General features: G+C 41.2%; 24 protein-coding genes. 3 read left to right on the top strand and 21 right to left on the bottom strand.

Translation table 11 applies throughout. The features are described 5' to 3' along the window. Positions 1–96: 96 nt before the first annotated feature. Positions 97–390, top strand: a complete 294-nt coding sequence (locus OCI93_RS09695; RefSeq protein WP_261592233.1) for a hypothetical protein — start codon at positions 97–99, stop codon at positions 388–390. A gap of 81 nt (positions 391–471) precedes the next feature. On the opposite strand, the gene OCI93_RS09690 is transcribed toward OCI93_RS09695, so the two are convergent. The 10 genes from OCI93_RS09690 to ccmA are packed head-to-tail and all read right to left on the bottom strand — an operon-like array spanning position 472 to position 8195. Then, positions 472–1203, bottom strand: coding sequence for an MlaA family lipoprotein (locus OCI93_RS09690; RefSeq protein ID WP_261592232.1), 732 nt, complete (start codon positions 1201–1203; stop codon positions 472–474). Further along, a complete protein-coding gene (gene ccmI / locus OCI93_RS09685) occupies positions 1204–2466 on the bottom strand; it encodes a c-type cytochrome biogenesis protein CcmI (protein ID WP_410007622.1) in 1263 nt (420 codons plus the stop codon). 2 nt (positions 2467–2468) lie between these two features. Further along, a complete protein-coding gene (locus tag OCI93_RS09680) occupies positions 2469–2924 on the bottom strand; it encodes a cytochrome c-type biogenesis protein (RefSeq protein WP_261626291.1) in 456 nt (151 codons plus the stop codon). After that, a complete protein-coding gene (locus OCI93_RS09675; RefSeq protein ID WP_261592230.1) occupies positions 2921–3493 on the bottom strand; it encodes a redoxin family protein in 573 nt (190 codons plus the stop codon). The genes OCI93_RS09680 and OCI93_RS09675 overlap by 4 nt, the downstream gene beginning before the upstream one ends. Then, positions 3490–5454 (bottom strand): heme lyase CcmF/NrfE family subunit, encoded by a 1965-nt coding sequence (locus OCI93_RS09670; protein ID WP_261626290.1) that lies wholly within the window; start codon positions 5452–5454, stop codon positions 3490–3492. The genes OCI93_RS09675 and OCI93_RS09670 overlap by 4 nt, the downstream gene beginning before the upstream one ends. 1 nt (position 5455) lies before the next feature. After that, positions 5456–5935 (bottom strand): cytochrome c maturation protein CcmE, encoded by a 480-nt coding sequence (ccmE, locus tag OCI93_RS09665; RefSeq protein WP_261592228.1) that lies wholly within the window; start codon positions 5933–5935, stop codon positions 5456–5458. Beyond that, positions 5932–6135: a heme exporter protein CcmD gene (gene ccmD / locus OCI93_RS09660; protein ID WP_261592227.1), complete on the bottom strand. Its 204-nt coding sequence runs from the start codon at positions 6133–6135 to the stop codon at positions 5932–5934. Before ccmD ends, ccmE begins: the two co-directional genes overlap by 4 nt. Then, a complete protein-coding gene (locus OCI93_RS09655) occupies positions 6135–6875 on the bottom strand; it encodes a heme ABC transporter permease (protein ID WP_261592226.1) in 741 nt (246 codons plus the stop codon). Before OCI93_RS09655 ends, ccmD begins: the two co-directional genes overlap by 1 nt. 1 nt (position 6876) lies before the next feature. Next, positions 6877–7563 carry a heme exporter protein CcmB gene (ccmB, locus tag OCI93_RS09650; protein WP_261592430.1) on the bottom strand — a complete coding sequence of 229 codons (687 nt, stop codon included), beginning with the start codon at positions 7561–7563 and terminating at the stop codon, positions 6877–6879. After that, entirely contained in the window at positions 7560–8195 is a 636-nt protein-coding gene (gene ccmA / locus OCI93_RS09645; RefSeq protein ID WP_410007621.1) for a cytochrome c biogenesis heme-transporting ATPase CcmA, read from the bottom strand. Before ccmA ends, ccmB begins: the two co-directional genes overlap by 4 nt. A gap of 88 nt (positions 8196–8283) precedes the next feature. On the opposite strand from ccmA, the gene OCI93_RS09640 reads away from it, so the two are divergent. Together OCI93_RS09640 and OCI93_RS09635 are read left to right on the top strand one after the other, a co-directional pair. Beyond that, entirely contained in the window at positions 8284–10623 is a 2340-nt protein-coding gene (locus tag OCI93_RS09640; RefSeq protein WP_261626289.1) for a flagellar hook-length control protein FliK, read from the top strand. A gap of 11 nt (positions 10624–10634) precedes the next feature. After that, positions 10635–10931 carry an EscU/YscU/HrcU family type III secretion system export apparatus switch protein gene (locus tag OCI93_RS09635; protein ID WP_261592223.1) on the top strand — a complete coding sequence of 99 codons (297 nt, stop codon included), beginning with the start codon at positions 10635–10637 and terminating at the stop codon, positions 10929–10931. Here OCI93_RS09635 and OCI93_RS09630 read toward each other — a convergent pair whose 3' ends face one another. The 11 genes from OCI93_RS09630 to flhF all read right to left on the bottom strand — a co-directional run bounded on the left by OCI93_RS09630 (position 10932) and on the right by flhF (position 21244). Beyond that, positions 10932–11330 (bottom strand): DUF2802 domain-containing protein, encoded by a 399-nt coding sequence (locus tag OCI93_RS09630; protein WP_410007627.1) that lies wholly within the window; start codon positions 11328–11330, stop codon positions 10932–10934. A gap of 27 nt (positions 11331–11357) precedes the next feature. Further along, positions 11358–11855, bottom strand: coding sequence for a chemotaxis protein CheW (locus OCI93_RS09625; RefSeq protein WP_261592221.1), 498 nt, complete (start codon positions 11853–11855; stop codon positions 11358–11360). A 24-nt stretch (positions 11856–11879) separates the two neighbouring features. Beyond that, positions 11880–12650, bottom strand: a complete 771-nt coding sequence (locus tag OCI93_RS09620; protein WP_261592220.1) for a chemotaxis protein CheW — start codon at positions 12648–12650, stop codon at positions 11880–11882. Positions 12651–12658: 8 nt separating this feature from the next. Continuing rightward, complete coding sequence (locus OCI93_RS09615; RefSeq protein ID WP_261592219.1) at positions 12659–13429, bottom strand: ParA family protein; 771 nt, start codon at positions 13427–13429, stop codon at positions 12659–12661. Positions 13430–13506: 77 nt separating this feature from the next. Further along, positions 13507–14622 (bottom strand): protein-glutamate methylesterase/protein-glutamine glutaminase, encoded by a 1116-nt coding sequence (locus OCI93_RS09610; protein WP_261592218.1) that lies wholly within the window; start codon positions 14620–14622, stop codon positions 13507–13509. 80 nt (positions 14623–14702) lie between these two features. Beyond that, the gene (locus OCI93_RS09605; RefSeq protein ID WP_261626287.1) at positions 14703–16928 is read right to left on the bottom strand and encodes a chemotaxis protein CheA; all 2226 of its coding nucleotides are present in this window, start codon (positions 16926–16928) and stop codon (positions 14703–14705) included. Between the two features lie 13 nt (positions 16929–16941). Further along, complete coding sequence (locus OCI93_RS09600) at positions 16942–17724, bottom strand: protein phosphatase CheZ (RefSeq protein ID WP_261592216.1); 783 nt, start codon at positions 17722–17724, stop codon at positions 16942–16944. 20 nt (positions 17725–17744) lie between these two features. Continuing rightward, positions 17745–18128, bottom strand: coding sequence for a chemotaxis response regulator CheY (gene cheY, locus OCI93_RS09595; RefSeq protein ID WP_171625892.1), 384 nt, complete (start codon positions 18126–18128; stop codon positions 17745–17747). A 38-nt stretch (positions 18129–18166) separates the two neighbouring features. Further along, positions 18167–18877 carry an RNA polymerase sigma factor FliA gene (locus OCI93_RS09590; protein ID WP_410007626.1) on the bottom strand — a complete coding sequence of 237 codons (711 nt, stop codon included), beginning with the start codon at positions 18875–18877 and terminating at the stop codon, positions 18167–18169. A 26-nt stretch (positions 18878–18903) separates the two neighbouring features. Then, entirely contained in the window at positions 18904–19764 is an 861-nt protein-coding gene (locus OCI93_RS09585; RefSeq protein WP_261592214.1) for a MinD/ParA family ATP-binding protein, read from the bottom strand. Beyond that, the gene (gene flhF / locus OCI93_RS09580; protein ID WP_261592213.1) at positions 19757–21244 is read right to left on the bottom strand and encodes a flagellar biosynthesis protein FlhF; all 1488 of its coding nucleotides are present in this window, start codon (positions 21242–21244) and stop codon (positions 19757–19759) included. Before flhF ends, OCI93_RS09585 begins: the two co-directional genes overlap by 8 nt. Between the last annotated feature and the right edge of the window lie 14 nt (positions 21245–21258).

Here is a 21258-nt window from a genome sequence, read left to right as displayed (position 1 = left end):
TTCAACTTGAAAGGTGTAAGTATCTATTTTTAACACAAAAAATATGATGGACGCTGTTAACTATGACAATTGGATGTTTTCCGGGAGAAGGCTATTATGCTAAAAAATAAACAGGTAAATCACTTCGCTGCGGTTGTTGATGATGTACAATCTGGGCCATTTTCTGAACTGCAAGGACGTCTTGATGAAATTCAGGATAACGGAATGACAGCGCTGACAATGCGAAGCATTCTTTTTAATAAAATGCTCGACTTACACAATGTGCCTGATGACCATTTTTTAAGAAATGAGTCTACAGCGAAAAAATTAGATGACCCATCCGTTTTAGTAGAAAAGCTCAATAATCTTGGTTTTGTTCGCAAACAAAAACAAAATGGTGTAATCCACTAGTAACTAATTTATGGGAGCCTACTCTCCCAACTATAATAGGCTGGCACTGCCCGTCGCCAGCCTATCTCCTTTAAATCTCAATTATAAATTTTCTAAAAAATCCTCATCGAAATCTTCCGGCTCTTCTTTAATTGGTGGATTACCATCGTAAAGTTCGTATAATTGCCTTTGGAAATACACATCTTTTACAAATATATAAGGGTCCAAAGACTCATGTAGCAACTTTTCTTGCGCCATTAACTGCGCTCTTGTTTCAATTGCTTTGAATGCAAATACAGCAATTGTTTGTGGTGTTGTTAAAGCAATTTCAGGTAAAACGACATTATCAACTACATCTCCGGTTAAATTTCTTAATGTTGATGGCCCCATACCCGGAAGCATTAAATAAGCGCCATCCCCAACCCCCCAAACTCCTAACGTTTGTCCAAAATCTTCATCATGATGCTTAAGACCTAAACTGCTGGCTACATCAAACAAGCCTAGCACTCCAACGGTTGAGTTGATCAAAAAGCGCGCCGTATTTATTCCCAAACTTTCTGGCTTTCCTTGCAAGGCCGCATTGATAGCATCGGTAGGCGTTGTTAAATTTGTCGTAAAATTCACTAAGCCAGTTCGCACTGGCTGTGGGGTTATAGCAACATATCCAACGGTAACGGGGCGCAAAATATATGAATCTATCACATCCATATTAAAATCATATATAGGTCTATTGAGTGTTTGCAATGGATCTCGATCATCCTGTTTCTCGATAGGAATACTACTACATCCACAAATTACAACGGCTGCAAAGGCAGCTAAAAATGGCTTAAACATTTACTTTCCTGTGCTTGATATAATCCGATTAATCTCTACAAAAGCCTCTTTGCTGTTCTCAGCTAATGAAATTATCTGACTTAACCCTTCCAGCTCACCTTCTTGTGTCATCACACTACTATCTTTTGATATACGGGCAGTTATAACAACATCCTGATAATTAGAAAGCTTTAAGCTTGGCATCATAGCCATACTATCGTCTAAGGTGACAGTCAAAGGCAAGTTAAAATTTGTAAGCTTCGCTACTGCAAGTGGCATAGCGGGTCCATCTACCGCTTTAGCAAAAACAAATAAAGTGCCTTGCTCTGGCAACTGTGTTTGTAAGGTACTATCCAGCGCCACCTTAACGGTTAAACTTATAGGCTTAGCCTGCTGTACCGGTGTTATTTTTTCTTCAATTTGTGCAATACGCTGTTCAATCATGGCATATCTAGGGTCATTTTTTTGCATGTTAGCAAGCAGCACTTCAAAAGCGGTTTTTGCCTCTAACCAGTCTTGTTTTTCATAAGCAATTAACGCGAGCAAAGAAATTGCGTCGATATTTGTCGGCTCACTTTTTAGCACCTTAGCAAGTAAACGCGCAGCGCGATTCATGCCTGCTTCAGAGCCTTCAATCAGTAGCACTTGGCTATAGTTGATTAAAATATTATGGTTATTGGGGTCCATTTTTAATGCTTTATCAAATGCCTGTTTAGCCATTTGATAATCATTCAATGACATAGCAACACGGCCTAGCAACATCCATGCTACAGCGTCATCGCCACTGTTAGCAAGCTTAGTACGCAAACCTAAAGCGAAAGCTTGTAATTCGTTTGCTGATAAAACCTCACCTTGTTGTAATACTGCTCGTTCCCCATACTCTGGTAGTTTTTCTATTGCATCATACCAATTTTCGATTTGTTGTTGACTACCCATAAATTGATAAAAAACCCCACTTACAGCTAGTGTAAATAGCAAGCCTGTGAGCGCAAATATGCGGTTATTACCTTTACTATTTAACTGCTTTTCAGGAGACAACTCATTAAGCAAACGGCGCTTTAATTCTAAAATCGACTCTTGATATAACTGTGTATCAATTCTTTGGTTATCAAGCTCTACTTGTAGTTCATTAAATCGCTGTTGATAAATATCAATGCGCTGCGCATTCGCTTCATTGTCAACTTTTAATACTTTCTCACGACGCAGAAATGGCACAACAACAAACAATATGGCCAATAATGTGAGTAACGCAAACATACCCCACATTTGCATAATACCGGTCATCACTATTGCTCCCTACGCTGATATTGCTGAATTAATTTTGTAAGCTGTTGCTCATCTTCTGGGCTCCAAGTTTGCTTACTTGATGCCTTCTTATGCCTAAATACAATAACCCCAAAGCCAATAATAACGATTAGTATTGGTAACACCCAAAGAATGATTGTAGCAGGGGTAACTGGTGGCTGATAATGCACAAAGTACCCATATCGGTCTATCATATAATCAATGACTTCTTGCTTACTCTTACCTTCATTAACTAAGTTCAAAACCTTATCACGCAGGTCTTTAGCCACAATCGCATCTGAATCTGCAATATTTTGATTTTGACATTTAGGGCAGCGTAGCTCGTGTGTTAGCTCCCTAAATGTTGAGGCACGTTCTTGATTTGAAAATTCATATTTGTCTTCTGCTGCGAAGCCTGAGCTACACCATAACAAAAGTAATACCATCACAATTTTCATTGCGTTAACTCCATGATCTTAGGTGCGAACTTAGCTCGCCAAACACGTTGATTAATATCGCCTGTATGATGCAGCAAAATCGTTCCTTGCTTATCGACTAAAAATGTTTCGGGGGCACCAGATACGCCTAAATCTAGCGCTAGAGTTCGCTCTAAATCGAGAATATTAAATTGGTAAGGATTACCAGTTCTAGCCAACATAGTCTGCACTTCGACACGTAATTTGTTTATATCGAATCGATCACCAAAATCGGGGTCATAAGCTTGTTCATAATACAAACCTACAATTTTGACCCCCTGCTCTTTTAGCTCAGTCAGATAGCTTAATTCTGCAACACAAGTTGGACACCAAGTTCCCCAGACATTGAGTAAGTATACCTCGCCCAACAAATCTTTATTTTGCCACTGCTTTTGACTATCCATTAAATCTGGTAACGTAAAGCTTGGCATTGTATGCCCTATTCGCCCAGTTTGTAGCTCACGAGGGTTACCAAACAACCCCTGATATAAAAACACGCATAGCAATGTAAAAATAAGAAACGGAATTAATCCAAGCAATTTACGATTCATGCATTGGCTCCTTGCTTACTATCAAGCATCGAGCCCTTTCTATATCGTTTGTCAGCTACCACCATAAAGCCTGCTAAAGCGATTAATAACCCACCTAACCACATCCAACGTACGTATGGCTTGTGATAAATACGCAACGACCAAGCTCCTTGGCTTAACTGCTCACCAAGAGCCAAATACAAGTCTCGAAAGAAACCGTCGTCAATCGCTGCTTCTGTCATAAATTGCATACCAATGGTGTATAAACGTTTCTCTGCATATAACTCGGTAACGACTTGATTATTTTTTAAAACCGTTACAACTCCTGCATGGCCACTATAATTTGGTCCAACAATTTCTTTAACACCCTCAAAACGATAAACGTATTCATTCAACGATGCAGTATCTCCCGGTTGCATGCGCACTGAACGCTCAACTGAATAAGCGGAAGTTAATGTGACACCAGCAATCACAAAAGCAATACCAACATGACCTGACACCATTGCCCAATAACTCAAGCCTTGACGTTTGAACCCTTCTGCCAAGTTCTCGGGTAAAGATACTTTTTGCAAAATATCTAATCCTGTTGCCAGTACAATCCAAACCGCCAGCGCAGTGGCTAAGAAAGTCAGCGGTTTAACCACTTCATAATTACCAAATAACCATGCAGATGTAATAACTATTGTTACTACGAATACCACTAGCCATTTTTTAACAAGTAATGAGAGTTTATTTTGCTTCCAGCGAAGCATTGGCGCCAAGCCCATTAAAATTGCAAAAGGGACGATTAAAATGGCAAACATTTGATTAAAAAACGGTACTCCAATAGAAATTGAGCCTAAACCTAACTCTTTGTGGATCATAGGAAGCAAGGTGCCCAAAAACACCACTAAAGTAGCAACAACAAGAAATATATTATTGACCCAAAGCGCCACTTCGCGTGAGAAGAGTTGATATCGGCCTTCACTTTTAACCTGCGATACACGCGCTGCATATAACGCTAAACTGCCGCCAACCACCACGCCAAGAAACAACAGTATATATAACCCTCTGTCAGGGTCAGTCGCAAAGGCATGTACAGATACTATAATGCCCGATCGAACGATAAAGGTGCCCAACAAACATAAGCTAAAAGCCGTGATAGCCAATAACACGGTCCAAGACTTGAATACGCCGCGTTTTTCAGTTACAGCGAGAGAATGTAGCAGTGCTGTTGCCACAAGCCATGGCATCAAAGATGCATTTTCAACCGGATCCCAAAACCACCAGCCGCCCCAGCCAAGTTCAGCATACGCCCACCAGCTACCAATGGTGATGCCTAGTGTCAAAAAAGCCCAAGCAACAATAGTCCAAGGTCGAGACCATTTAGCCCAGGTATTATCTAATTTACCTGTCAGTAATGCCGCAATAGCAAATGAAAAAGAGACAGAAAGTCCAACATAACCCATATACAGCAGAGGCGGGTGTATGATCATACCTGGGTCTTGCAATAGTGGATTTAAATCTCGACCTTCCACTGGATAATAAGGCAATAAACGCTCAAATGGGCTAGACATCCAAAGCGTATATAACATAAACCCTACGCCTAGAAACCCTAAAACACCTAACACTCTTGCACGCAATACCCAAGGGATAGAATTAGACATCAAAGCGACAACAGCAGTCCATGATGTTTGCATTACGAGCCACAGTAAAATAGCACCTTCGTGCCCACCCCAGGTCGACGTGATTTTATAATACCAAGGTAAGGTACTACTTGAATGATGCGCTACATAAGCGACAGTAAAATCATCGGTTAAGGTAACATAAATTAAAACCGCAAAAGAGAACAACACAAACACACACTGGCCGACAGCTAATGACGGTGCAGCCCGCATTAAGCGCAAATTACCTGTGTGTGCACCCCATAGTGGAAAAATACATAACAATAAACTCAGTGCCATTGCTAGGACAAGTGAAAAATAACCAATTTCAGGGATCATATTAGTTCTCGTTTCCTAAGTTGTACTTTGGCTTCTCATGCTTAATACCCTTAAGTGCTTCAGCGACTTCTGGGGGCATATATTCTTCATCATGTTTAGCCAGTACCTCAAATGCCTCAATAACATTGGTTTCAACCAATGTACCTTGAGCGACAATACCCTGACCCTCTCTAAATAGATCAGGCAAAATCCCATGGTAACGGATAGTCACTGTAGGGCCTGTATCTGCTAGTTTAAAGCTCACATCCAAGCTATCTTCATCTCGCTCAACAGTACCCGGAACAACCATGCCACCAATTCTTAGCTTTTGACCAATAAATGGCTTCTCGTGACTTTCACCTTTACCATTGATTAGTTCACTTGGGGTATAAAATAGATTGATGTTTTCTTGCAAAGCATACAACATCAAACCAATCGCCGACCCAACACCAAAAACTATAGCAACGACGGTAAGTAGACGTTTCTTTCTTCTTGGATTCATACCTGCTCCTGTTGCTTTGCTTGTTTAATGCGCTCTTCTCGGCGCATCTGGGCACGAACTTCATCACGCAGTTTATAACCATCTCGCAACGAACTAATAAAAATTGCCAACAAAATTGCACTGCAGCTACCAAAAGATAGCCAAACATAAAAGCCATAGCCGCCCATGGCTAAAAACTCACTAAATGATTCAAATTGCATCACTCACCTCGACCAACTAGTTCACGCACCCACGGACGGTGCTTTTCATGTTGTATGATCTCATTTTTCAATCTGATCAATGTAACCAACCCAACAAACCCTGCAAACGCCACTATATTAATAAGTAATGGCCAAAGCATTGAAGGGTCTATTGCTGATGTATCAAATTTAGTGATAGTAGAACCTTGATGTAATGTATTCCACCATTCTACAGAAAAATGAATAATCGGAAGATTAATCACACCAACAACTGCTAGGATACATGCGGCACGCCCTGCTGATTTTTTGTCTTCAAAAGCGTGATATAAAGACAAAACACCAAAATATAAAAACAAGAGAATGAGTTCAGACGTTAAACGAGCATCCCACACCCACCATGCGCCCCACATTGGCTTACCCCATGCGGCACCGGTTAAAAGTGCAATAGCAGTCATAGCAGCGCCGACAGGTGCTATAGAAATCACGGCCAGTTCAGCATTACGAATTTGCCATACTAGAGCTATAATGGCCGCTATCGCCATTGATGAGTACGCTCCCATTGACAAGATAGCCGATGGCACGTGAATAAAAATAATGCGATAGCTATCTTTTTGTTGATAATCTGCAGGCGCATAGGCAAGCCCCCAAACCCAACCAATAACTAAACATACTAAGGTGATAACTGCAAAGTACGGCAACAGCGTGTTACACAACTGATACGCACGCTCTGCTTTTGCATAGGGATGTAACCATTTCCACATGTTAATTTACACTCACTTTTAATGCTGACGATATTGCTATCGGTGCACATACGCAGGCAATAGCCAGCATGGCACCGAGGATTGCTAGTTGTCCACCATACGCTAAAGACATGCTACTGGTATCAATGGCGGACGTCGCAAAAATTAGTACAGGGATGTAAAGAGGCAAGACCAGTAAGCTCATCAGTATTCCTCCCTTTTGTAAGCCCACAGTAAGCCCAGCGCCAATTGCGCCAATAAAGCTCAGCAATGGAGTACCAATTAAAAGCGTCAGTACTGTCGCGCTAAGGGCTTGAGCTTCTAAGTTCATTAGTAGAGCAAACACCGGTGCCATGAGCACCATAGGTAAGCCAGTTGTTGTCCAATGCGCTAAGACTTTAGCCAATACAGACAGCGGTAACGGATAAGGAGAGGCTATTAACTGCTCTAAAGAACCATCATTAAAGTCATCTCTAAATAGTTTATCTAACCCTAACATAGTAGAAAGTAATGCTGCTACCCAAATAATACCAGGCGCCATTCGAGTCAAAAGTGCAGGTTCTGGACCTATAGCCAAAGGGAATAAAGTAATCACAATCAAAAAAAACAGCAGTGGATTAACAATCTCTGAGCGTTGTCTAAAAGCCAGCGTCACATCTTTTTTATAAACACTAATAAATAGCTGCCAGTAGGAGTGATTCATCATCAGAACTGATACTCCAAAACAAGTGTTTTAAGCGCGTCAAAATGTGTCGTTAAGTCTTGGTGCGTAGTCAATAAAATAGACCCACCTTTTGCGAGGTGCTTAGCAAATTGCCCTTGTAAAAGTATTACACCCTTTTTATCAAGTGCTGTGAATGGTTCATCTAACACCCAAAGCTTTGCATCATTCAACCATAACCTTACCAACGCAACACGTCGCTGTTGCCCCGCTGAAAGTGTCCGCACAGGTGCGTCTTCTAATCCAACTAAGCCAAGCTTGGATAACAGCTCATAAGCTTGTTCATCTACTTTATAACCATGTACTTGTAACCAATGGCACACATTTTCATATGCACTTAGTTGACCATTTACACCGCTCTTGTGACCAATAAACAATAGCTGAGCGGCAAACTCATCGTAGTATTGGCTAATTGGCTTTGTATCAAAAAATATTTCACCCTCATCTGGTCGTGCAAAGCCTGCAATAATACGTAACAGTGACGTTTTACCTGCACCATTTGGGCCCTCAATTTGCAGAATCTCCCCAGCTCCCAAAAAGAAGCTTAGCGACTCAAACAGACAACGCTCTTGTTTAGTACAAGTAACAGATTTAATCTCTAGCAAATTGGTTATTCTCATTACCCAAAATTGGGCGTTAGTCTACCATAATGGTATGGTAATACGAATAACGCCTTGCGACCGATTAACGGAAATTTGATTTAAAATAATGAATAAGCCACCGATTTCTATTCAATATTCGACAGCACCTGATGCAAACGCAGCTTTAAGCGAAGGCCGTACAAATATTGACCTCAGCAAACAATCTAGTCAGTTTGTTGCGCATAATGTGCAAATCAAATCTGATTCATTACAAATGGATGTTGAAATAAATGGCCGCTGGCAAACCATTCGCTTGGCAACCAAAAACGCAAACCAACTGCCACTTCGTTTGAACGAAGCATATATAACGTTAAATAATAATGGTCAAACACTGACTATAAAGAGTGTTGACCAAGTTATTAATATTAAGGCTGCGAATGATCTTCTATCACTCCTTACGTTGCTTAAAGGGGGAGTGGCAGAATCAAGCTTAATCACCAATGCTCGTGTGCACACAGGGTCAAACCCACAGCTTTTACTGGAACAACTGGGAATCAAATTGGCATTAGATCCCTCTCTTGCAAAGATCCTCCATAGTGAGCATAAGTTAGTTGCACAACTACAAGCAAATGAAAATAAAGTTCAACTTAAGCTGCTCAACGGTTTTGCAGATCAACTATTTAGTAGTGTATTAAGTAAACAAAAGGTTGCTGAGCAACTGGCCGTGCTCGGCAAAAGACCGTTGATATTAGTTGAAAAACATGCCCTGCAAGTTAAGTTTTCTTCGCAGCAACAGCCCCTAAGCTTACCGATTAGTAACCTCAGCAGTGCACCACAAATAGGTCCGCTAAAATGGCAACATGCCAAGTTACAAACCAATATACAGGGTATAGAAATAAAAACATCAAGTGAGCAACGCAGCATTGATTTAAAGCAATCAGTAAAAGGTAAGTTAAATCAAGTGGCCCACATCCCCCCAGTGAGAAATACTGACACCGTAGCAAACCTGCATACCTTAAATTACGCGAAGCCAATGTTTAACATTACCCTTCAAGATATTAAACAAGCAGTAGAACAGGCAATTGGCCAATGGTTAACAAAACCATTTAAACAGGTAAATAAAGCACAAAGCGCATTACATGTATCTCAGCCAAGCACCAACCAAGCAATAGTCAAACAAGATGCTCTGCCACTGATGCTTCGTCAACCTCCGATGCAAACGCAAACACTGCCACCTATTGTAAAATTAGTCGCGCAGCTAAAAAATGTATTAGCCCCGATTATTCATCGTAATACGACGCCAAAAGATGAAAATAGCAAATTATTGGGTAAAAATGTGGCCGCACAATTACAAACTCCGCTCACTCAACCTATGTTATCAAGCTTAAATTCAAATCAACTAAAAACACCATTACAAACAAACAAGACGCACTTGCCTACTGATAATGATGTGAGCGTTCGTGATAACATAAACCGACCGTTACCATATCCTAGACAACTCAACAGTTTGTACAAAGCGAGTCTTCCAATTGAAAGAATGTTATTTGAGCCACTGCTTAAACTTATCAACCAATCCGACACATCAGCCCTAAAACCCATAAACAATCAAGCAATCAGTGAAAAAATATCACAACTCAGTCAATATAAGCATCCCCAGTCGGTTGATATGTCAAAACTTGTACACCAAGCATTTAGCCGTATGATTGATGCAAATAATATCTCTGCTAGCCTTGTAGCTAGCGAGTTAAATAGCATGGTCCCTGGGTTAGTAAATACCAACACACAATCTGCACCTTTGGTAATGGCCAATAGCTTTATGCAGGCACTGGATAAACTTCTAGTTACTTTACTGGCCTCACCCAAAGCATTGTCAGCACAATCAATGCCTGAGAGTAATGACCAAAGTCAGCGCCTTAACACTTTACTTGAAACCTTATTACCAAATTCAAAAAATGTATCTGCCAAACAGCTGGTGCCACATCTTCAGCAATTGAATAGCAACTTATTAGCTGAGTTATCACAGCTACAAAATAGTTTTTCATCCAGTGTACAACTTACGCCACCAACTACTCAAAAGATAGAAAGTGAAACCCAGCTATTACTTAATCTCCTTATGCCAATGAAAGTACCAGCTGAATGTAGACAAACGGAGCTACAAATTGGTCAATATAAAAAGCCTGCAAAAGCAAAAATGCCTGAAAAAACAGTTTGGTTTGTGCGTTTAAACTTTGATTATGCAAACATGGGTAAGCTTAGTGCGCATGCTGAACTTATGGACAAAGCGCTTGAATGTGAAATAATCGGTAACAGCAAACAGGTATGTGACATGGCAGAGCCTCATCTTGATGCTTTACGACGGAAACTCTGTGCTCATGGCCTTCAAGTCAATGAGATAGTACTTAACGAAGATGCTCAACAGTTACATACATTCTATGAACATCATGCAATTGTTAACATCAAGGTTTAGGAAGTAAGACAATGAAACAAAAAACGGCGATCGGATTGTTATATGAGGCTGGCAGCTCACCCCACGTTGCGTGTAAAGGCTTTGGTGAACTTGCAGATGAAATAGTTGCTCTGGCAAATGAAAAGGGAATTATGATACATGAAGACGCTGAGTTGGCAAACACGCTGAGTAAACTAGATTTACATGAAGAGATCCCAAAAGAGCTCTACTATGTAATCGCAGAGCTCATTGCTTTTTCGTATGTTTTGCGTGGGAAATTTCCACCTGGCTGGCAAGGGTTCAGTAACAAATTAGACATAAAAGCGTAATTACGATTTTTGATGTAAAGACATCAATAACTCTGCCTCTGCACGAGGTAGTTCACATTCACGCATTATCTCTTGCAAGTCAGCTCCCAGCTCAATCATTTTGACCGCACGTGAATAAATTTTTGCATCGGGATCATCGTACTTTTGCACAGCTTGTTGTTGTGCCAATTCTTTAGCATAACTTTCACAAGCAACGAGTCGCTTTCCAATACTCATCAAGCTGCTACGAACCTCTGCAATTTCACTTCGTAAAATTGCCGTTTGATCATGGGTATCTTTAATCTTATGAGTGAGGGCAAAGACTTCCTGCTGACTGTAGCCTAGGCGTTTACTTAACATAAAAATCAGCCCCAAACATACAACAACCAATAGACTTGAGGCAACCAATACCAGTAAGATAATATTATTGTTTACTACTTCCACAACTTATATATGACTCAATTCATCCCACTCATCATCATTGAGTAGTTTATTCAAATCGACAAGGATCAATAATTCGCCTTCACGATTAGATACGCCCTGGATAAACTTAGCACTTTCTTCTGTGCCTATATTTGGAGCACTGTCTATTTCAGAACTACGTAAGTAAACAACCTCTGCAACGCTGTCGACTAATATACCAATCACTTGTTTCTCAGCTTCAATGATCACAATACGAGAATTGTCAGTTACTTCAGAGCTAACTAAACCAAAACGCGCTCGCGTATCTATCACCGTCACTACGTTACCGCGTAAGTTTATTATACCCAAAACGTATGCTGGTGCGCCGGGAACCGGTGCTATTTCAGTATAACGCAATACTTCTTGCACCTGCATTACATTTATACCGTATGTTTCATCCTCGAGCTTATACGTCACCCATTGAAGAACTTCATCATTACTATCGGCATTCTTGTCTGCGGAAAGTAGTCTATCTTGGCTCATAGTTCAACTCCAAAAAGATCTTATTTACTGCTCTCGACTATCGAGGCCTTGCTCAAGCAAGCGGTTTAAATTTTCTACATCAATCAAAGCGCACATTTTTTCTTTTATGACGCCTGCTAGCCATGGTCTCTTACCATCTCCCGTACGCCATTTTACATCATCTGGCCGTAAAGTAATGTTATTAACCAAGTTTTCCGCTAATAAACCCCAGGGGCTATCACCTAAAGTGATTAAATATTGGTAATCAAGTCCCTCTTCCAATTCTGGGGAAAATTTTTCAGGCATAACCCATCGTGCTGTATCAACTACATTTAATTTTTCATCGCGATTTAACATTACCCCTTTAAACCATTTTGGCTTACCAAAGAGTTGATTAACTTCACCTAATTGATGAATTCCACCCAATGATTTTAAAGGTACCGCAAGAGTGAGCCCCGCCACTTCAAAAAACAACGCTTGGAACTCATTTTCACCGTAAGCTTCCTTTGCGCTAACTAATTGATTTGATACTTCAGCCGATTCTTTGATAATAGTATTATTTTCTGTTATCTCAAGATTTTTTGTTTGTTCTTCAGGGATTTCCTGCGTAACAATCGGCTTTAACTTCGCTTCTACAACTTGTTTTTTTATCGGTGCTTCTTTTATAACATCCTGTGGTTGCTCGGATACATCTGGAACTTGTTCAAGTAACTTAGCAACAGGTAGCAACGAACTATCTTCAGGCTCTTCTTCATTCAGTAGCGCACCCAAATATTGTTTCATTACTTTTTCATTAGCAAACAACTGTTTACTCATCTATACCTCTAATTGACCTGCAGCAAATAATCCAATAAAGCACGATAAGCAAACACCCCTCGAGATTTTGGACAATACTCAATTGGAACTTTTTGCGCTAGGCTCGCATCTCGAAACTTAGTATCCACAGGAATAACACCGGGCCAAACATATTCTTTATAATTGGATAATAAATTCTTGTATGCCTCTAACGAAGCCTTCGTGCGCTTATCATACATAGTAGGTACTATGGTATATTGATATTTCTTAGATTGCGAACTTTGCATTAATTCCATTGTCCGCATCATCCTATCCAGCCCCTTAAGTGCCAAAAATTCGGTTTGTACGGGTATCAATATTCGTTCACTGGCAGCCAGTGCGTTGACCATCAAAACCCCTAGTACAGGGGGACAATCTAATATTGCATAGTCGTAATGCTCGCTAATCTTTTCCAGCGCTTTTTTTAATACCAGCCCCATCCCTGCCCGATTGCCCATGCTTCTATCTAATGTTGCAATTGCCATAGTTGCAGGCAATATGTCCAAATTATCTATCGTCGAAGGGCACAATGCTTGCAAAATCTCTTCACTTTGCATTGCATTGCCTCGAGCAAAAATATCATAAACACTAACTTCCAGCTCTTCAGAATCTATACCGAAATAATAAGTTAAAGATGCGTGAGGATCAGTATCAATTAACAGTACTCGCTTCCCTTGCAGAGCTAATATTCCTCCCAAGCTCACTGTAGTAGTTGTTTTCCCTACTCCCCCTTTTTGGTTTGCCACTGTCCAAATTTTCACGAGCTGATACATTCTCCCAAATTACGATACAAGTTTATTGTTATTATTATCGTACATCTACTGCACGGTGTTATCCGTTAACACCCGACTTCTTTGCTAATTCGATTTGCTACATCTGGTAGTGCAACGTGTTCACTTGCTAGCCCTGCGTTTGCGATAGCTTGTGGCATTCCGTAGACAACACAGGTTTTTTCGTCCTGCGCCCAAATAGTAGCACCTGCTTGCTTAAGCATACGCGCACCATCTCTACCATCAGCCCCCATCCCAGTCAGAACAACGGCTAAAACATCACCTTGATATGCTTTGGCTGCACTTGCAAACGTAATATCAACACTTGGCTTATAAGTAATTCGAGGGCTATCATCTTCAAATACCTTAAGTGAACCACGAGACTCAACCATCATTTGCTGACCACCTGGTGCCAAATACGCAACCCCAGGTTCAAGCCTATCCCCTTGTTGAGCTTCTTTAACTCTTATTTTACATAGACTATTCAATCTAGTAGCAAAAGCAGGAGTAAACGCCGCTGGCATATGCTGTATTAACAAAATTGGGTAAGGGAAGTTTGCAGGCAGCTGCGTTAAAATAGTCTGTAGTGCCACAGGGCCACCTGTGGAGGTGCCAATAGCAACCAGTTGGTATTTCTTTCCCGATGCCTTAGCAGTACCACTTGATATATTTGCATTGCCTGCGCGCTGAAAGGTCCTATCTGGCTGACTAATACTAGAATTTGGGCGAGCAGTAGTTGGCCTAGAAGATTGTCGAGTTGCAGTACTTGCTGCAAACCGAGGTAGTCTACGGCGACCAATTTCTTTTACCTTAGTTTGCAAAGATTTAATGGCATCATCGCTATTGCGCGCAATATCTTCAAACTTTTTAGGTAGGAAATCTAATGCACCAGCATCAAGGGCATCTAAAGTAGCGCCAGCCCCTTCTCTGGTTAAAGACGAAAACATTAAGATTGGCGTAGGATTTGAAGCCATTATTTGTTTTACAGCACTAATGCCATCCAATACCGGCATTTCTACGTCCATAGTGATAACGTCAGGCTTTAATTGAGCAGCCTTCTCAACGGCTTCTTTGCCGTTCACTGCAAAGTCTATCACCTTGATATCACTATCTAATTCAAGTATTTCACTAACTCGACGTCTAAAAAAACTTGAATCATCAACTACTAAAACTTTAACTGCCATTGGCACGCTCATTTAAAATTTAGATCGAAAAAGTGGTGCCCAAGGCACCACTGTGTCTAACTGGCTAAAATCAGAGGCTGCTATTTGCCTGCATAATGCTTAAGCATGTTTGGCACATCTAAGATAAGTGCAATACCACCATCTGATGTTATAGTTGCACCGGCCATGCCTGGAGTCCCTTGCAATAGCGCATCAAGAGGTTTGATAACCACTTCTTCTTGACCAATTAAGGAATCAACCACAAAGCCTACCTGCTTAGTACCGATTTGAACGATAACTACATGGCCTTCTGCTTTGCGAGTACTTCTATCTGCTCCTTTAACCAACCAGTGCTCTAAGTAGAACAGAGGAATGGCTTTTTCACGAACAATAATCGTGAGTTGTCCATCAACAATATTGGTTTTGGTTAAATCTAAGTGGAAAATTTCGCTCACCCCTGCTAAAGGCAAAGCAAATGTTTGCTGACCAACCACTACCATTAGTGTAGGTAAAATAGCCAGTGTTAGTGGAACTTTTATTTCTAATACAGTACCAACACCAAGTTCTGACTGGATGTTGATAGAACCATTGAGCTGGGTGATTTTTGTTTTCACCACATCCATACCCACGCCACGCCCTGAAATATCAGAAATTTCCTCTTTAGTAGAGAAGCCTGGTGCGAATATTAAGTTGTATGCTTCAGTATCTGATAATCGACTCGCTTGATCAGAGTCAATAACGCCTTTATTGATTGCTATTTTTTTAAGCTTCTCAGGATCCATACCAGCACCATCATCACGAATGGTAAGTAAGATATGGTCACCTTCTTGTGAGGCCGCCAAAGTCACAGTACCAGTGCGAACTTTATTTGCGGCTTCTCGTACATCTGGCATTTCAATACCGTGATCTACGGAGTTTCTTACCAAGTGGACTAAAGGATCAGCTAAAGCCTCAACTAAGTTCTTATCTAAATCGGTTTCTTCACCTTCTAAGACAAGGTTGATATCTTTTTTCAAGCTACGGGCTAAATCTCTTACTACACGTGGGAAACGACCAAATACTTTCTTAATCGGCTGCATGCGGGTTTTCATTACTGCACCTTGCAAGTCTGCAGTAACCACATCAAGATTAGAGATTGCCTTACCCATAGCTTCACTATTGGTGTTGTTAGCCAAGCTCACTAGTCTATTTCGAACCAAAACCAACTCGCCAACCATATTCATAATTTGGTCTAGACGTTTAGTATCTACTCGAACTGTTGTCTCTGCTTGAGGAGCTGGTGGCTTCTTAGCAGCAACAGGGGCTTTTGTTTCAGGTGCAGGCGCTTTTGTAGCTGGTGCTGGAGTAGGTGGCTTCGCTGGTGTCACTGGCTTTGGCGCTGCTACTGGCTTTGGCGCTGCTACTGGCTTTGGCACTGTTTTAGGCTGTTCAACTGGTGCTGGTGCACTTGCTTCAATTGAACTAGGTGCACTTCCCTTTCCGTGCAATTCATCTAATAATGCTTCAAACTCATCATCATTAATTTCATCATCATCCATACTATTTGATGGTTGACCAGCCGCAGGCTTTTGTACTGGTGTTGTAGGCGCAGTGTTTTCATCTTTACTGATTGAGCCAAAACTCCCTACACCATGTAATTCATCAAGCAAATTATCGAACTCATCATCCGTAATATCCCCCCCGCTTTGCGTACCACTCGCGTTTGGTGCTTTATTCTCTTCTACAACCGCGGGTCCATTACCACTGCCATGCAGTTCATCAAGTAAGCTTTCAAACTCATCTTCAGTGATTTCATCAATACTATCATCTTCGCCTGACGCAGCTTCCGGACCTTGTGCATCCATATCAAACAATATATCGTCTGCACTGACTACTTCCTCAGGGGGATGTGGTGAATCCTCATCAGGCACTTGTGCAGCAATAACTTCATCTTCTGATTGAGGTTTACTAAGTTGGTGTAGAGTCTCTAGAAGAGCTGGGTCTGCAGGCTCCGGTTTTTCGCGGTTTTGAATATGTGCGAACATTTCATTGATTGTGTCAAGCGATTGGAGAATAACGTCCATTAGCTCTGAAGTCACTTTTCTCTGCCCTTGACGCAACACATCAAACACATTTTCTGCACCGTGACATGCATCTACCAACTCGGTCATGCTTAAAAAGCCAGCGCCACCTTTAACTGTATGAAACCCTCTAAAAATTGCATTTAAAAGGTCTTTGTCTTCAGGGTTATTTTCTAACTCTACAAGCTGCTCAGACAACAATTCAAGGATCTCTCCAGCTTCGACGAGAAAGTCTTGTAGGATATCTTCATCGACTTCAAAGCTCATGCATACTCTCCTATTAGAAGCCTAAACTTGATAGCAAATCATCAACTTCATCTTGACCTGATACCACATCATCTCGAGTATCTGCATCAATAATGGGCCCTTCCGGCCCTGAAATCTCGTTTATGTCAGCATCAACCTCATTTGGTAAAACGGCATTACTTTGAGCTTGCTGACTTTTACTCGGTAGTTCATCAGAAGTGCCAAAAACGGTTAACAGATTTATTAGACTATCTTCAACTTCTCTTACCAGCTCAATAACTCTGCGTATAACTTGTCCTGTTAAATCTTGATAATCTTGAGCCATTAGCACATTAGTCATCAAACTTTGCAGTTCATCGGTACGCGTTTGTGACCCTTGCATAAACTTATCTAAATCATGACATAGCGACTTGAACTCACCAAGTTGTATATCACGCCTCATTAGGCGATCCCAAGTCGGTTTTATATCAGACAAATCATCTGCTAACTGCTGTGCAAGCGGTAAGCTTGCTTCAACAGCATCCATAGTTTTATTAGCAGCATTTTCCGTCAGTTCCATCACGTAGTTTAAACGTTGCTTTGCATCAGGAAGGGCATCAGTCGTCAAATCAGCAAGACGCGTGTCGAGTTCAAAGCTCTTTAGTGACTCATGCAGTTGGCGGGTTAATTTACCCACCTCTGCAAATAACTCAGATTGCTCTTTATTGGCAGCATCTAGAATTAATTGATCTGCTTTTTCTTGTTCACCTTGCTCTAGATAAGCAACAAGCTGTTTTGCCTGTTCAAGGCTGATCTGAGGCACAGAAGGCGTTGACATTAGCCTCTCCTTCTTAATTCTTAGCCTAAACGCTCAAACACTTTTTCTAACTTAGTTTTTAGTGTTCCTGCAGTAAATGGTTTAACAATGTAACCGTTAACCCCAGCTTGCGCAGCTGCCACAATTTGTTCTTTTTTCGCTTCCGCAGTCACCATTAACACTGGGATATGCTTAAGGTTATCATCTGCTCTAATTGCACGGAGCAAATCAATTCCTTGCATGCCAGGCATATTCCAATCTGTTACAACAAAATCAAACTCTTGATTTTGTAGCATTGGAAGCGCAGTACTGCCATCATCAGCTTCTTGTACATTGGTAAAGCCTAAATCTCTAAGCAGGTTTTTGATTATTCTCCTCATTGTAGAAAAATCATCAACCACGAGAATCTTCATGTTTTTATCCAAAACATCCTCCAGTGAGGTTTGAACCTATTATTTTTACTCTAATTGACCCAGTCATTGATTTTGGCTCTTAACCTTATCATTGCCTGCCCATGAATTTGGCTAACACGAGATTCACTTACATCTAGTATTTGCCCGATTTCTTTTAAATTCATTTCATCGTTGTAATAAAGCGACAACACTAGGGCGTCTCTTTCTGGCAAAGCATTTATCGCTGCCACTAACGACTCGTTAAAACGTTCATTTTTAACGTTATTAAATGGTTTGTCTAGCGATAAATCGTTGTCTGCAGGTGAAATAACATCTTCATCTACACCTAAGTCCTCAATACCTATGACTTTACTGCTATTAACATCACTTAAGATATGATGGTACTCATCCAGCGTAATATCAAGTTTTTCAGCTATTTCCGTATCTTTTGGCTCTCGATTGAGGGCAGACTCAAGTTCTGAGATGGCTTCTGCAACCATTCTACTTTTACGGTGAACTGAACGAGGAGCCCAATCACCCCGGCGGATCTCATCTAACATTGCACCTCGAATGCGAATACCTGCAAACGTTTCAAAACTCGCTCCTTTTGATGCATCAAAATTTTTAGTTGCTTCAATTAGCCCTATCATGCCAGATTGTATCAAATCATCTAATTGAATATTCGCAGGTAGTCGCGCCAGCATATGACACGCAACTTTTTTGACCAGTGATGCATGACGTTCCACCACTTTATGTAAATGTTCAGATGTCTGATACCCCATCGCTTTACTCACCGATGATGCCATAGTTAACCATTGACTAGTTGTTCAATAAAAAACTCTAAATGCCCCGATGGCTGATGCGGTATTGGCCACTTTACTGCCTTACTCGCAAGACCTCTAAATGCGACCGCTGCAGGTGAGTTGGGAAACAACTCAACAATCGTCTTTTGCCGTCTTGATGATTTACGCATATTTTCATCGAACGGTACTGTTGCCACAAGCTCCAAAGCTACATCCAAAAACCTATCCGTTACTTTTGAGAGTTTAGCAAATAATTCTTGCCCTTCTCGTAAACTTCGCACCATATTAGCAACAATTTTAAATTTATAAACACCATGCTCACGGCTTAATACTTTAATTAGTGCATAAGCGTCCGTTATTGATGTCGGTTCATCACACACGACTACCATCACATCTTGTGCTGCACGAGAGAAGCTCAGCACCATATCTGAAATGCCAGCTGCAGTATCTACGATAAGTATATCAAATTCAGTATTTAACTCACTGAATGCACGAATAAGACCTGCATGCTCTGCCGGGGTCAGCTCCACCATGCTTTGCGACCCTGACGTAGCAGGCACAATTTTAATTCCCGCAGGTCCTTCGACTAATATTTCATCTAGTTCACACTCACCAGAAAGCACATGTGATAAATTTTTCTCAACTCTAAGACCTAACATGACATCACAGTTTGCCAAACCCAAATCAGCGTCCAATACTAAGACACGATTTCCTTGCTGACCCAGTGCGATTGCAGTATTTAAGGAGACATTTGTTTTACCAACCCCCCCTTTACCACCTGTTACCGCGATAACTTTAACACCGTGATTATTATTTTGACTCATTTTACGCAGGCCACTTGCTTGATCTAATACTGTGTTAATCATACATTCCTACTGTCTGAGACGCTACTGCTGCAGGTCTCGAATGTTGTGCTTTTATTCTCTTTAAATACAATTGCTCCGCTTTTTTGACTAGCTTTTGAGCATTCGCAACACGAATATCCTCAGGAACTCGCTGTCCATTAGTAAGATACCCTATTGGCAAGCGATTTTGAATCGCTATGCTAATAATCTCACCCAAACTCAGACATTCATCAAGTTTAGTAAAGATACAGCCACTTAGATTCACTTTTTGAAAGTGACGAACTGTTTCTTGCAATACATGCATCTGTGATGTTGCACTTAATACTAAATAGCTACGAATATCAACCCGGGTGCTACGCATTAAAGTATTTAATTGCTCGGTTAAACGCAAATCTCTTTGGCTCATACCAGCTGTATCTATTAATATTAGTCGCTTATTGCGTAAGTGATATAAAACTTCTGCAAGTTCATTGGCATCTTTGACTTGTTTTACCGGGCAGCCAATAATGCGTCCGTAAGTAGATAACTGCTCATAGGCACCTATACGGTATGTATCGGTGGTGATAAGCGCAACTTTATCAGCACCATATTTTTGTGCGCCCAGCGCAGCTAATTTAGCAACGGTCGTTGTTTTGCCAACACCTGTAGGGCCCACAAATGCATAGACCCCACCTTGACGAAGAATGTCATTATTAGTGGTATGCATTTGGTTTACAACCATGTTTAAAAGTGCATTCCATGCTTCTTTTCGTGATACATCATCGGGAATGAAGCATGCCATCTGCTGTGCTACCTCGGCATCAATTCCCATGCCCTGTAGTCTATCAATTAAACAGGCTCGAGTCGGGTCTCTGCGCGCCATATCTTGTTGCATCAAGCCAGAGACTTGATGCTCTAAAAGTTGACGAATAGCATTCATTTCTTCGCGCATGGAAGTCATTTCATTATTTTCAGGACTACTATGATTCATATCATCCCCAAACCCAGACTCTAACTCGTCTTCAAACTGCCAGTCTGCAGCCGCTTGCATTCTTTCATTAGCAACATGTTGAGACGGATTAGTATGGCTTTTGAGGCTTTGTGGTGCAGGCTCTTGAGCGCGGTTATCTTGAGGAGCTTGTTGACGAGCCTTAAAAACTTGATCTGTATCTATGCCTGATTGCGAAAACATAGAAGCTAATTGTGCAGAGCGAGGACGCGGGGCTTGACGTTCCAATAGTGCCTCAAGGCTGTCTGCAACAGGGGCCTGAGGTTCAGGGCGCGCGCGCAGAGATTCAGGGCGAACAAAACGAGGCGAAGCTGAACGAGTTTGAGGCTGTTGCTCCATCGGCTCTTCATGTGTAGGAGCTACTGGTGCGCGATCATTGTCTATTGCAGCAACAATTTCCACGCCATCAGCCAACTTTTTATTTGACATAATAACAGCATCTACACCTAGCTCTTCTTTCACTTCTTTGAGTGCAGTGCGCATATCTTTGGCAAAAAAACGTTTGATTTTCATGTTACAACCCCTTA

The organism is Pseudoalteromonas holothuriae (assembly GCF_945859825.1).
In the GTDB taxonomy this organism is placed as follows: domain Bacteria; phylum Pseudomonadota; class Gammaproteobacteria; order Enterobacterales; family Alteromonadaceae; genus Pseudoalteromonas; species Pseudoalteromonas holothuriae.
Note: the sequence above shows the minus strand (reverse complement) of the source record. Positions and strands in the feature narration are given on the sequence as shown.